Here is a 13335-nt window from a genome sequence, read left to right as displayed (position 1 = left end):
GGGTTCACTCCCGCCCGGCGCCGACCGCCACCCCCATCACATCCCGCGCATGCCGCCCCGGCACCATCCCGAGTCGCCAGGCCTGCCAGCCGGCGTCCAGGTCCACGCCCCGCTCCAGCAGCAGCTGGTACGCCTCGATGTAGTCGTCCACCTTTCCGTCCCGGGAGGGATGTCCGGTGCGGGAGAGCTGGGTCAGTTCCTCCTGGGCCACCGCGGCGCCCACCTCGTAGCCGCCGGGGGCGGCGTAGGGGAGCAGGGTGCACCTGAGGAACTTGGCCCAGTCCTCGCCCCGGCGGTCGCCGTACGACGTGAAGAGGCCGATCGCCTCCTCGCACAGGGCCAGGGCCTGTTGCGTACGGGCGTTGCCGGCGTCGACGACCGCCAGTTCCAGACAGGTCCAGGCCTCGCCGTGGGCGACGCCGATGCGCTGGAAGTCGGCGCGTGCGTCGACCAGGAGCTGGCGGGCGAAGCCCGAGTTCCTCAACGAACCTGTCTGGGCGGCCCGTTGGTCTCGGGTGACGCGGGCCGAGTGGTGGCGGGCGCAGGCGAGGCCGTACACGTCGCGCATGCGGGAGAACATCGTGCGGGAGCGCTCCAGTTCGCGGACCGCCTGGTCCAGATTGCCGGTCTCCTCCAGGGCCTGGCCCAGGTAGTAGATCGTCCACGCCTCGCCGCGCGCGTCCTCGTTCTCGCGGTGGCGGGAGGCCGCCTGGCGCAGGCCGGCGACCGCGGAGGACGGGTCGCCGTCGAGGAGGCGGGCGCGGGCCAGCTGGGTGAGGGCCCAGGCCTCGCCGCGGGTGTCGCGGGTGCGGCCGTACAGGTCGAGGGCCTCGCGCAGTTCGCGCTCCGCGCGCGGTACGTCGCCCATCCGCAGACCGAGCTGGCCGAGCTGGAAGTGGGCCCACGCCTCGCCGTGCACGGACTCGCCCTCGCGGTGCAGGACCAGGGCCTGGGTCAGCAGGTCCAGGGCCCGGGCGAGCCGGGCCCTGTCACGTTCCACCGCCGCGAGCGCGTGCATCGTCCAGGCGCGGTCGGCCGCGAGGTCGGGGGAGGCCTGGAGGTCCATGGCCTCCTGGAGCTTGGCCGCCGCCTCGGTGAGGTTTCCCTGGTGGTGCAGGGTGATGCCGAGGGAGCAGAGCGCCCTGGCGGCGCCCGCGTCGTGGTGGGCCTCGAAGTAGAGGTCCACGACCGAGGCCAGGGTCGTGCGCGCCTTGTCGAGTTCGCCCAGCTGGCGGGCCGCGATGCCGGTGCGCCACTGGACCGAGCGGACGAGCAGGCCCTGGTCGACCGCCTGCGTCAACTCGCTGATCTCACCCAGGCGGTAGAGGTCGCCGCGCAGGAGGCAGTAGTCGCACAGGGCGCCCAGGAGGTTGAGTACCGCGGCTTGGTTCACGCCCTCCGCGTGCCGCAGTGCCGCCGTGATGAAGCTCGACTCGTCGTCCAGCCAGCGCAGGGCCGCGTCGAGGGAGGTGAAGCCGTGCGGCCCGAACTGACCGGCGCGCGTGGACGTCTTGCCGTCGACCAGGCGGATCACCGTGTCGGCGAGCTCCGCGTAGTTCACGATCAGGCGCTCCTGCGCGGCCGTGCGCTCGGAGGGTTCCTCCTCGTCCAGGAGGCGGGCTCCCGCGAAGGCCCGCACGAGGTCGTGCAGGCGGTAGCGGCTGCCGCGGACGTGGTCGATCAGACCCGCCTGGGAGAGCGCGGTCAGGTGGCGGGTGGCCTCCGGCTCGTCGGTGGCCAGCAGGGAAGCCGCCGCGGCCGCGCCCAGCGAGGCGCGGCCGGCCAGGGCCAGGCGGCGCAGGAGCCGGCGCGCCATGTCCGACTGGTCGGTGTAGCGCAGCCACAGCACCCGCTCGACCGGTTCCACGGGGCCGTACGCCGTGAGGTCCGTGGCCAGTTGGCGCGGGGTGCGGGGGCCGAGGGAGGAGCCGGCTATGCGCAGGGCCAGGGGCAGGCCGCCGCACAACTCCCTTACGTGGTCGGTGGATTCGGCGTCGTAGGGGCTGGACTTGTCCTGCGCCGCCGCGTTCAACAGCTCCTCGGCGCCTGCCGCGTCCAGCGCCTCGACGGGGAGTTGGTGCACCCAGGCGGGGAGGTCGGCGGGCAGGTCGAGCGGTTTACGGGCGGTGACCAGGACCAGGCTCTCCGAGCGCTCGGGGACCAGGGTGCGCACCTGCTCGGCGTCGCTTGCGTCGTCCAGGACGATCGTCACCGGCAGGCCCGTCAGGTGCTGGTGGTACAGCTCGCTCAGCCGCCTGACCTGCTGGTCCGGTGAGGAACGCTCGCGGAAGAGGAGCTGCTCACGCGGTGCGCCGAGCCGGTTCAGGAGGTGGAGCAGCGCGTCGCGTGTGGTCAGCGGAGGGTCGTCCGGGCTGTCGCCGCGCAGGTCCACCACGCAGGCACCGCGGAACTGGTCCTTGAGGTCGTGCGCCGCCCGGATCGCGAGGCTGCTGCGGCCGGAGCCGGGCGCGCCGTACAGCACGACGACCGTCGGTTTCGTCTCGGTGCTCGCGCGCGCCGCGTGCACCCACTGCGCGACCCGTGACAGCTCGGCGCGGCGTCCCGCGAACGGCCCGGCCGGCTCCGGCAGTTGACCGAACGACTGCTCCAGCACACTGCGCCGCCGCGCCGCCGCGCTCTTGTCGGTGCGGCGCAACTGGGGCGCACCCTGTTTCGCGCCCGTGGAGGCGCTGAGTACCCGCTGTTGGTCGAGGAACGGTCGGATGCCCCGTACGTCCAGGGCCGTGAGCCACTGCAGGCGCAGCTGCTCGGGGCCGCCGGGCTGCCCGATGGCCCCGGCCCGGCGGCTCGCGGCCGGCAGATGAGAGGCCGTCACCTTGAGCACGGTGGCCGCCGCGCCCACCACCCCCACCGTGGCACCCGCGCCGATCGCCGTCCCCGCGCCCGTGCCCAGCGCCAGGTCCGCGACGACTGCGGCGACTGCAGCAACGGCCGCCACCAGTAGGGGAGTTCCGCCGCCCTCCCGCGCATAGCGCTGCCCGAACGTCAGCCGTCCCGCCTCCGCGTCGTCGAGGGCCCGCGTATACGCCTCGTATTCCTCGGCAGCCGTCTGCCCCATCGCGTCGAGCGCGCCCCGCGCCCGGGACAGCAGCACACCCCCGTCAACGCGCCCACCCGTGCGCCGGACCTCTTCCTCGACCGCCCGGGCCAACAGCCGCTCGGCTTCCGCCCGATGGCTGTCCCGCATGTCACGTCCCCCTCCGGCAGCAACTCCTTTGCCCATGAGTGTCCTTCGTGCGGGACGGGAACGCGAGAGGCCCGGCGATCATTCGGACAGGGCTACCCCGCTCCTTCACACACCGCGTGCCCCTTGGACAGCGCGAGATACACGCACGCGCAGGCAAGCCCCGCCTCCGCCACCGCGCAGGCGAGGGCCTGGACGAGGGCGGCGCCCGGCCGCGCGGTGGTTATGTCGAACCAGGCGTCGAGCACCGCGACCGCGGCCGTGGCCGACGCGGTCAGCCGGGCGTGCGGATTGCGGCGGAAGCCCAGCACGGCGGTGGCCGCACACCCCACGGCCATCAGTACGTCGAGTCCCACCCACGCCACCTGCCAGTTCCGCACCTCGGTGCTCGCCGGGAGCATCCGGACGAGGAGCACCATCCACGGCACGAGCGCCACGGCGGTGGCGCCGAGTAACACCAAAGCCCATTTCGTTCGCATGCCACCACGATAGAACCGCAGAGAGAATTCTGCAAAGAAAATTCTGCAGAACTTACTCTGCGGAGGGAAGTGGGCCGGGGATACCGTGGTCGCATGCCCGACCCCGACATGCCCGACCCCGAGCTGACCAGCGTCGAACGCACCGCCCTGTACAAGTCCCTCGGCAACCCGCTGCGCCGCCGCATCCTCGACTACCTCGGCCGGCACGGCGAGGCGAACTCGACCGTGCTCGCCAGGGAGCTCGGCGAGAGCTCCGGCACGACCAGCTACCACCTGCGCAAGCTCGCCGAGCAGCGCCTCATCGAGGAGATCCCTGAGAAGTCGGGCGGCCGGGAACGCTGGTGGCGGGCGCTCCCGTTCAGCCACACCACACCCGATCCGGCCACGATGACCGCCGAGGAGTACGCCGCCGCCGAGGGCGTGGCGCTGCTGAAGATCGAGATGGACACCGAGCTCTATCTCCGCGCCCACCAGGAGTACGCGGGCCCGGAGGGGTGGGCCCAGGTCCAGCGCTCCGGCAACTGGATGACCAGGGACGAACTCCTCGACTTCGTACGCGAGTACCGGGCGCTCCTGGACCGGTACGGCCACTGTCGTGAAGATGCCCCCGCCGGGGCACGCCCGGTGCACCTGCGCTTCTACGCGGTCCCGGACACCGTGGGAGAGTGGGAGAGTGAACCGACTGGCCCATGAGACGTCCCCGTACCTCCTCCAGCACGCCGACAACCCCGTCGACTGGTGGCCCTGGTCGGCCGAGGCCTTCGACGAGGCCCGCAAACGCAATGTGCCGGTGCTGCTGAGCGTCGGCTACAGCAGCTGCCACTGGTGCCACGTCATGGCGCACGAGTCCTTCGAGGACGAGGCGACCGCCACGTATCTGAACGAGCACTTCGTGAGCGTCAAGGTCGACCGCGAGGAGCGACCGGACGTCGACGCCGTGTACATGGAGGCCGTGCAGGCGGCGACCGGGCAGGGCGGCTGGCCCATGACCGTGTTCCTCACGCCGGGCGCCGAGCCCTTCTACTTCGGTACCTATTTCCCGCCCGCACCCCGTCACGGCATGCCCGCCTTCCGGCAGGTCCTGGAGGGCGTGCACAACGCCTGGAACGACCGGCGGGACGAGGTCGCCGAGGTCGCGGGCAAGATCGTGCGGGATCTCGCCGGGCGGGAGATGAGCTTCGGTGACGACCAGGTGCCCGGCGGGAAGGAGCTGGCCGGTGCGCTCCTCGGGCTCACCCGGGAGTACGACGCCGCGCGCGGCGGATTCGGCGGGGCGCCCAAGTTCCCGCCGTCCATGGTGATCGAGTTCTTGCTGCGGCACCACGCGCGGACCGGCTCCGAGGGCGCCCTGCAGATGGCGCAGGACACCTGCGAGCGCATGGCCCGCGGCGGCATCTACGACCAGCTCGGCGGCGGTTTCGCCCGGTACTCCGTCGACCGCGACTGGATCGTGCCCCACTTCGAGAAGATGCTGTACGACAACGCCCTGCTGTGCCGTGTCTACGCACATCTCTGGCGTGCCACCGGCTCCGAGCTCGCCCGCCGCGTCGCCCTCGAAACCGCCGACTTCATGGTGCGTGAACTGCGCACCAACGAGGGCGGGTTCGCCTCCGCCCTCGACGCCGACAGCGACGACGGGACCGGCAGGCATGTCGAGGGCGCGTATTACGTATGGACGCCCGAGCAGCTCCGTGAAGTCCTCGGCGACGACGCCGAACTCGCCGCCCAGTACTTCGAGGTGACCGAGGAGGGCACCTTCGAGGAGGGTGCGTCCGTCCTCCAACTCCCGCAGCACGAAGGCGTGTTCGACGCCGAGAAGATCGCCTCCATCCACGAGCGGCTGCTCGCCGCGCGCGCCGAGCGCCCCGCCCCGGGCCGCGACGACAAGGTGGTCGCCGCCTGGAACGGGCTCACCGTCGCCGCCCTCGCGGAGACCGGCGCCTACTTCGAGCGCCCCGACCTCGTGGACGCCGCGATCGGCGCCGCCGACCTCCTCGTACGGCTGCACATGGACGATCGCGCGCGCCTCGCCCGTACCAGCAAGGACGGTCAAGTCGGCGCGAACACAGGAGTGCTGGAGGACTACGCGGATGTCGCCGAGGGCTTCCTCGCGCTCGCGTCCGTCACCGGGGAAGGTGTCTGGCTGGAATTCGCCGGATTCCTGCTCGACCACGTGATCGCGCAGTTCACCGACTCCGAGTCGGGTGCGCTCTACGACACGGCGGCCGACGCCGAGCAGCTGATCCGCCGACCACAGGATCCGACCGACAACGCCACGCCCTCCGGCTGGAGCGCGGCGGCCGGTGCGCTGCTGAGCTATGCCGCCCAGACCGGCGCCGAACCCCATCGCACCGCCGCCGAGCGGGCGTTGGGTGTGGTGAAGGCGCTCGGTCCGCGCGCGCCCCGCTTCATCGGCTGGGGTCTGGCGGTCGCCGAGGCGCTCCTCGACGGGCCGCGCGAGGTCGCGATCGTGGGGCCGGCCGACGATCCGGCCACCAGGGTCCTGCACCGTGCGGCACTTCTGGGCACCGCCCCGGGCGCCGTCGTCGCCGTGGGAGTGCCGGCGAGTGACGAGCTGCCACTGCTCGCCGGTCGCCCGCTGGTTGACGGAAAGTCGGCCGCGTATGTCTGCCGTAACTTCACATGTGACGCGCCGACAACGGATGTCCAGCGGCTGAAGGACGCGCTCGGCAGCGCAAACGCCGTCTGAAACAGTCACCCCTGGACCGGAAACCCCCGACGTAGCCGGATACATCCCCTTCTTTGACTGAGGATTCCGAAACATTCTATTTATCTGAACAACCCATAGGCTTCACAGCTCCCACTTAGTCTCTCCACGGTGGCGCGGCAGGTGTGACTCGCTGTCGCGACAGGGGGTTTTGGGGATCTGGGGGGATCTGTTGCTCACGTCTGTCTTCATCGTTGCCGTTTCTCTGGCGCTCTTCTGGATGGCAGCCTTCACCTTGTGGTGGCAGATGCACGCGTGGCGTACGCCCGAAGTGCTGGCCTCCACCCGGTTCAGCAGTCCGGACGGCGGTGAGAGCCTGTCCTTCTCGCTGCTGCTGCCCGCGCGGCACGAGCAGGCCGTGCTCGACCACACGATCCAGCGGTTGCTGGAGTCCAGCCACACCGATTTCGAGATCATCGTGATCGTCGGCCACGACGACCCGGAGACGACCGCGGTCGCCCGGGCCGCCGAGGAGCGCGACCCGCGCGTCCGCGTCGTCGTCGACACCCACGAGAAGAAGAACAAGCCGAAGGCCATGAACACGGCGCTGCCGCACTGCCGCGGGGACGTCGTCGGAGTCTTCGACGCCGAGGACCAGGTCCATCCGGAGCTGCTCGCCCACGTCGACCACGCGTTCCGTACGACGGAGGCGGACGTCGTCCAGGGCGGTGTCCAGCTCATCAACTTCCACTCCAGCTGGTACAGCCTGCGCAACTGCCTGGAGTACTTCTTCTGGTTCCGCTCCAGGCTCCATCTGCACGCGCAGAAGGGCTTCATCCCGCTCGGCGGCAACACCGTCTTCGTACGGACGAAGGTCCTGCGGGAAGCCGACGGGTGGGATCCCAACTGCCTCGCCGAGGACTGCGACTTGGGTGTGCGGCTCTCCAGTGTCGGCAAGAAGGTCGTCGTCGCGTACGACTCCGACATGGTGACCCGGGAGGAGACCCCGGGCAGCCTGATGTCGCTGATGAAGCAGCGCACCCGGTGGAACCAGGGCTTCCTGCAGGTCTACCGGAAGAAGGACTGGAGGCAACTCCCGAGCTTCGGGCAGCGGTTGCTCGCCCGCTACACGCTCATGACGCCGTACCTGCAGGCCGTCTCCGGCGTGGTCATCCCGCTCAACGTGGCCATCGCGCTCTTCCTCGACGTGCCGGTCGGCATCGCCTTCATCACGTTCCTGCCGGCCGTGACCGCTCTGGTCACCTTCGCCTTCGAGCTTGTCGGACTCCACGACTTCGGCAAGCAGTACGGGCTTCGAGTCCGCTTCATCCACTACCTGAAGCTCATTGTCGGCGGCCCCTTCTACCAGGTGCTGCTGGCGGGCGCCGCCGTGCGTGCCGTGTGGCGCGAGCAACGGGGGCGCAATGACTGGGAGCTGACCAGTCATGTCGGCGCGCATCTCACCGAAGTGATCCGAGAGGACGTTCCTGCGTGACCTCCACTCTTCCCGCGGCGACTACACCCACGGTCCCCGCGCAGCGGCCTCGTGCGCCCAAAATCGTCCCCAACGCTCACCCGGTCCTGCGTTTTCGCAGCTCGCGCTCCGATCTGATCCTGTGCGCGGTGCTCCTCGCGGCGATCCTCGTCGTCCAGGGCTGGAACATCGCCGCCTATCCGACGCTCAGCGACGACGAGGGCACCTATCTCGCCCAGGCCTGGGCGGTCCAGCAGGGCAAGGGCCTGGCCCACTACACGTACTGGTACGACCACCCGCCGCTCGGCTGGATCCAGATAGCCGTGCTGACCTGGATCCCCGCGCACCTCAGCCCGTCCCTGATGACCGTCGGCTCGATGCGCTTCGCGATGCTGCTGATCAGCGCCATCAGCGCGGTCCTTGTGTACATCCTCGCGCGCCGCCTCTCGCTGCCGCAGTGGGCCGCCGGGCTCGCGATGGTGCTCTTCGGACTCTCGCCGCTGTCGGTCGTGCTCCAGCGCGAGATCTTCCTCGACAACATCGCGGTGATGTGGACGCTCCTGGCGTTCTGCCTGGCCGCGTCCCCGAGTCGCCATCTCTGGCACCACTTCGGGGCGGGCATCGCGGCCGCGGCCGCCGTGCTCACCAAGGAGACGATGCTCGTCATCCTGCCCGCGCTGATGGTCACCATGTGGCGGCACAGCCACCGCGACACCCGCAAGTTCGCCCTCACCGGCGCCGTCACCGCCTGCGCGCTGATCGGCCTGGCGTACCCGCTCTTCGCCCTGCTCAAGGGCGAGTTGTTCCCCGGCTCGGGACACGTCTCGCTCTGGGACGGCATCAGGTACCAGATGAGCCGCCCCGGCTCCGGCTTCATCCTCGACCGGGGCACCGGCTCATACGGCGTCCTGCAGTCCTGGCTGTACTACGACCGTGTGCTGCCGCTCGGCGGCCTCGCGGGCGCCCTGCTGCTCCTGGTCACCTGGCGCTGGTCGGTGACCGCGCGCGCCCTGGCCGGACCCGCGCTCACCGTGGCGATCCTCGCCCTGGTGGCGCTGCGCCCGAGCGGCTACCTGCCCGCGATGTACGTCATCCAGGCGCTGCCCTTCCTCGCACTCGTCCTCGCCGGGGGCACCGCGAGCGTCGCCCACGCGGTGCTGCGCAGGTGGCGCAGCGACGAGGAGAAGACGTACGTCACCTGGGGGCGCAGGGGACTTGCGGCCGTGCTCGTGCTGGCCGCCGGCGCCTATGTCGTGCCCCACTGGTACGACGGTGACCACACCGCCGTGACTGCCGACGCCAACGCCCCCTACCGGGCGGCCTCTTCGTGGCTGAAGACCGAGGTGGAGGACCCGAAGGACACCCGCGTCCTCGTCGACGACGCCCTCTGGCTCGACCTCGTCCACGACGGCTACCGGCCGGGGCTCGGCGTCATCTGGTTCTACAAGGCCGACCTCGACCCCGCCGTGACCAAGACGATGCCGCGCGGCTGGAAGGACCTCGACTACGTCGTGGCCTCCCCGACGGTACGCCGCGACGCGGTCGACCTGCCCAACGTCAAGGCGGCGATCGAGCATTCGACGCCGGTGGCCACCTTCGGCAAGGGCGAGGACCGCATCGAGATCCGCCGCATCGAGCCCGTGGGAGGGTCCCGATGAGCTACGAGTCCACTGTTCCCGAGGAGCTGGGTGACCCGGCCGTACGCGGTGCCGAGGTACCCGAGCCGGGCGCCGTCACCATCGTCGTACCGACGTTCAACGAGTCCGCGAACGTACGGGAGTTGCTGCAGCAGATCACCGAGTCGGTGCCCGCGCGGCTGCCCTGCGAGGTCGTCTTCGTCGACGACTCCACGGACGACACCCCCGATGTCATCCACGAAGCGGCGAAGGACTGCCCTTTCCCGGTCACCGTTCTGCACCGGGAGAAGCCGGTCGGCGGACTCGGCGGTGCGGTCGTCGAGGGGATGAAGGAGGCCGGGTCCGACTGGATCGTCGTCATGGACGGCGACTGCCAGCATCCGCCGTCCCTGGTAGCGGAGTTGGTCGCCACCGGTGAGCGGGCGAACACCGGGCTCGTCGTCGCCAGCCGCTACATCAAGGGCGGCAGCCGCGCCGGACTCGCGGGCGGCTACCGCATCGCCGTCTCACGCGGCGCGACCTGGCTGACCAAGACGCTCTTCCCGCGCAGGCTGCGTGGCATCAGCGACCCGATGAGCGGGTTCTTCGCGATCCGCCGCAGCGCGGTCACCGCGGAGGTCCTCCAGCCGCTCGGCTACAAGATCCTCCTCGAACTCGCCGTGCGCAGCCGCCCCCGCCGGGTCACCGAGGTGCCCTTCGTCTTCCAGGACCGGTTCGCGGGCGAATCCAAGTCGACCGCGCAGGAGGGCTTCCGGTTCCTGCGCCACCTCGTCGGGCTGCGCACCGCCACGCCGGTCGCCCGCATGGTGGTCTTCGGACTGATCGGCGCCACCGGCTTCGTACCGAACCTGCTCGGCCTGTACGCGCTGACCGCCGCGGGACTGCACTACGTACCGGCCGAGATCCTCGCCAACCAGCTCGGGGTCGCCTGGAACTTCCTGCTCATCGAGCACCTTCTCTTCCGTGAGCGCCGAAAGCACCGGCACTGGTGGGACCGTGTCGGCCGGTTCGCGCTCCTCGCCAACGCCGATCTGGTGCTGCGCATCCCGTTGATCGCGCTCTTCGTCGACCGCTTCGGGATGGGCGCACTCTCCGCCACCGCACTGGCCCTGGTGACGACCTTCGTCCTGCGCTTCGCAGGGACCGAAGCGCTGGTCTATCTGCCGCGCCGCAACAGCAAGTCCGCGGGCGGGAGCCGCACAGCAAGGAGAGCCGCATGAAACGTATGCACCACGTGGCACGACCACGGCGGAGAACCTCCCTACTGGCCGTGGCGGGCCTCGCCGCCGGGATGCTGCTGATCTCGCCGCAGCCGGCGTCCGCCGCCAACCTCGTCACGAACCCGGGCTTCGAGACCGACGGCACGGACGGCATGCCGTACTGCTGGGAGAAGTCCGGCTGGGGCGACAACGACTTCACCTTCTCCACCGTGGCCGACTCCCACTCCGGCTCCAAGGCCATGAAGGTCACACTGACCCGCCGGACCGACGGCGATCGCAAGGCGCTGATCACCGAGGACACGACCTGCGCGCCGGTGGTCACCGCGGGCAAGCAGTACGACCTCGGACTCTGGTACAAGACGACGACTCCCGACGCCGCCATCACGCTCTTCCGGCACGACACGACCGCGGGCTGGCAGTACTGGACCGACCTCAAGACGCTGGACATGGCGGGCAGTTACACCCAGGCGACCGTCCGGACCCCTGCCGTCCCGGCGGGCACGGACCGCATCACCTGGGGCGTCTCGGTCTACGGCACCGGCTCCGCCACCACCGACGACTACACGATGGAGCAGGTCTCCGACCCGATCCCGCCGGCCACCTGCACCGGCACCGCCGAGGAGTGCGCCGACGGCAAGTGGACGGTGCTGCCCACGCAGAACCCGGTCCGCTCCATGCACTCCGTCGTCCTCAACAACGGCAAGGTGCTGCTGATCGCGGGCTCCGGCAACAGCGAGGAGCAGTTCAACGCGGGCACGTTCACCAGCGCGGTCTACGACCCGGCGAACGGCACCTACAAGACGATCCCCACGCCCAAGGACATGTTCTGCGCGGGGCACGTCCAGCTCGCCGACGGCCGTGTGCTGGTGATGAGCGGCAACAAGGCGTTCCCGGTCGCGGGCGGGCACGGGTACGAGGGGTACAAGGACTCGTACATCTTCGACCCGGTCACCGAGACGTACAGCAAGACCAACGACCTGAACGACGGCCACTGGTATCCGTCGGCCACCGAGCTGGGCAACGGTGACATCATCTCGTTCGGCGGTCTGCGCGAGGACTCGTCCGGTTCGGTGACCGCCGAGCGCTGGTCGGCCGCGGAGCAGAAGTGGCTGCCGTTGTGGCAGGTCAACCAGACCTGGTCGTTCTGGGGCCTGTACCCGTCGATGATCCTCATGCAGGACGGGCGGCTCTTCTACTCGGGCAGCCATGTCTTCGGCAACGGCACGCCCGGCACGGGTTCGGCGATCTACGACTACGACGCCAACACGACGACCGCGGTCTCCGGGCTCAGGAACAAGGACGAACGCGACCAGTCCGCGAGCGTGCTGTTGCCCCCGGCCCAGGACCAGAAGGTCCTGACGATCGGCGGCGGCAACATCGACTCAAACCCGGACGCCAACCGGCTCACCGACATCATCGACCTGAAGGCCGCCGACCCGGCGTACACCGTCGGCCCGCAGATCCCGCAGGGCACGGTGGACCTGGGCAACGGCAAGGTGGCCGAGACCGGCAACCAGGGCAAGATGTACGTCTCCGCCGTACTCCTGCCCGACGGCAAGGTCCTGGAGACGGGCGGTGGCCTGCACAACCGCGCCAACCCCGTCTACGAGGCGTCGATCTTCGACCCGGCGACCACGACCTTCGACCCGGTGGCCGCCGACCCGGAGGCCCGCGGTTACCACTCCTCCGCGTTCCTGCTGCCCGACGGCCGCGTGATGGCCACCGGCGACAACCCGGGCAACGGCACCTGGAACCACAACGTGTCCATCTACACCCCGCCCTACCTGCTCAAGGGCACCCGCCCGACGATCACTTCGGTGATCGACAACGAGTGGGTGTACGGCGACACCCAGCGCATCACCGTCGACCGGCCCATCGTCAAGGCCGAGCTGATCCGCCCCGCCGCGGTGACGCACTCCTCGGACCCGAACCAGCGGTTCGTGGACCTGCCGCTGAGCGTGGACGGCAACAACGTCGACCTGAACGTGACGAGCAACCCCAACCTGGCGCCGCCCGGCTGGTACATGCTCTTCGCGGTCGACGCCAACGGTGTCCCGTCGGTCGCCAAGTGGGTGCACCTCCAGGGCCCGTCCGCGCTGGCCACGGACACCGCCTCGGCACACGTCCACTCCTTCGCCGACTCCCTGGAGGGCAAGACCGTCAGCCCCGGCAAGAAGCGCGCCTCGCAGAAGGTCAGCACGACGATCTCCGGCTGCGAACGGCACTACGGCTCGGCCAACGTGTGTGTGCCGACGGTGTTCCCGCCCGAGGTGAAGAAGACGACGGCCGCGCGCTGCGCCTGGCTCAAGGCGAACGACTACGGCCGTCTGAAGGTCAACGGCAGGGACGACCCACTGGGCCTCGACCCGAACAGGGACGGGGTGGCCTGTGGAAAGGGTGATGTGAGGAAGATGCGCTAGCTTCGACGGCCCTGCAAGATTCACCTCGCATGCGACGGACGGGGAAGGCCAAGTGGCCTTCCCCGTCCGTCGCATGCACCCGTAACCCGGCGCCAAGCCCGCCGAACGGGCGAAAAGTGCAGCAGCCGCGCCAGGCGCCCATACCCCGAAGCGGTGGCTCCCCTAGGGTTCCCGTGCTCTTTCGGCATCCTTTGGTCTGAAACATTCGGCGCCATTTGTCCGGAGTTAGGGG

8 protein-coding genes are annotated in these 13335 nt (G+C 70.0%); 6 read left to right on the top strand and 2 right to left on the bottom strand.

The window, feature by feature from the left end; all coding sequences use genetic code 11:
• Positions 1-4 precede the first annotated feature (4 nt).
• Both ACZ4RZ_RS02430 and ACZ4RZ_RS02425 read right to left on the bottom strand, forming a co-directional pair.
• Entirely contained in the window at positions 5-3208 is a 3204-nt protein-coding gene (locus ACZ4RZ_RS02430; RefSeq protein ID WP_467741230.1) for a tetratricopeptide repeat protein, read from the bottom strand.
• Between the two features lie 92 nt (positions 3209-3300).
• Positions 3301-3684: a hypothetical protein gene (locus tag ACZ4RZ_RS02425; protein ID WP_467741228.1), complete on the bottom strand. Its 384-nt coding sequence runs from the start codon at positions 3682-3684 to the stop codon at positions 3301-3303.
• A gap of 93 nt (positions 3685-3777) precedes the next feature.
• Here ACZ4RZ_RS02425 and ACZ4RZ_RS02420 point away from each other — a divergent pair, with 93 nt between their 5' ends.
• The 6 genes from ACZ4RZ_RS02420 (at position 3778) to ACZ4RZ_RS02395 (ending at position 13103) form a co-directional block, all read left to right on the top strand.
• Positions 3778-4377 carry an ArsR/SmtB family transcription factor gene (locus tag ACZ4RZ_RS02420; protein WP_467741226.1) on the top strand — a complete coding sequence of 200 codons (600 nt, stop codon included), beginning with the start codon at positions 3778-3780 and terminating at the stop codon, positions 4375-4377.
• Positions 4358-6394: a thioredoxin domain-containing protein gene (locus ACZ4RZ_RS02415; protein ID WP_467741224.1), complete on the top strand. Its 2037-nt coding sequence runs from the start codon at positions 4358-4360 to the stop codon at positions 6392-6394. The genes ACZ4RZ_RS02420 and ACZ4RZ_RS02415 overlap by 20 nt, the downstream gene beginning before the upstream one ends.
• Positions 6395-6584: 190 nt before the next feature.
• Positions 6585-7847 carry a glycosyltransferase gene (locus ACZ4RZ_RS02410; RefSeq protein WP_467741222.1) on the top strand — a complete coding sequence of 421 codons (1263 nt, stop codon included), beginning with the start codon at positions 6585-6587 and terminating at the stop codon, positions 7845-7847.
• Positions 7844-9484, top strand: a complete 1641-nt coding sequence (locus ACZ4RZ_RS02405) for an ArnT family glycosyltransferase (RefSeq protein WP_467741220.1) — start codon at positions 7844-7846, stop codon at positions 9482-9484. The genes ACZ4RZ_RS02410 and ACZ4RZ_RS02405 overlap by 4 nt, the downstream gene beginning before the upstream one ends.
• Complete coding sequence (locus ACZ4RZ_RS02400) at positions 9481-10683, top strand: glycosyltransferase (RefSeq protein ID WP_467741218.1); 1203 nt, start codon at positions 9481-9483, stop codon at positions 10681-10683. Before ACZ4RZ_RS02405 ends, ACZ4RZ_RS02400 begins: the two co-directional genes overlap by 4 nt.
• Positions 10680-13103, top strand: a complete 2424-nt coding sequence (locus ACZ4RZ_RS02395; protein WP_467741217.1) for a galactose oxidase-like domain-containing protein — start codon at positions 10680-10682, stop codon at positions 13101-13103. The genes ACZ4RZ_RS02400 and ACZ4RZ_RS02395 overlap by 4 nt, the downstream gene beginning before the upstream one ends.
• Positions 13104-13335: the final 232 nt, after the last annotated feature.

The organism is Streptomyces sp. NPDC027189, assembly GCF_055566975.1.
The sequence above is the reverse complement of the archived record's forward strand: the minus strand, read 5'-3'. Positions and strand labels throughout refer to the sequence as shown.

Coding starts and splice junctions, on each gene's coding strand:
- ACZ4RZ_RS02430 (WP_467741230.1), bottom strand. CDS start 3,208: ATGCGGGACAGCCATCGGGCGGAAGCCGAGCGGCTGTTGGCCCGGGCG.
- ACZ4RZ_RS02425 (WP_467741228.1), bottom strand. CDS start 3,684: ATGCGAACGAAATGGGCTTTGGTGTTACTCGGCGCCACCGCCGTGGCG.
- ACZ4RZ_RS02420 (WP_467741226.1), top strand. CDS start 3,778: ATGCCCGACCCCGACATGCCCGACCCCGAGCTGACCAGCGTCGAACGC.
- ACZ4RZ_RS02400 (WP_467741218.1), top strand. CDS start 9,481: ATGAGCTACGAGTCCACTGTTCCCGAGGAGCTGGGTGACCCGGCCGTA.
- ACZ4RZ_RS02395 (WP_467741217.1), top strand. CDS start 10,680: ATGAAACGTATGCACCACGTGGCACGACCACGGCGGAGAACCTCCCTA.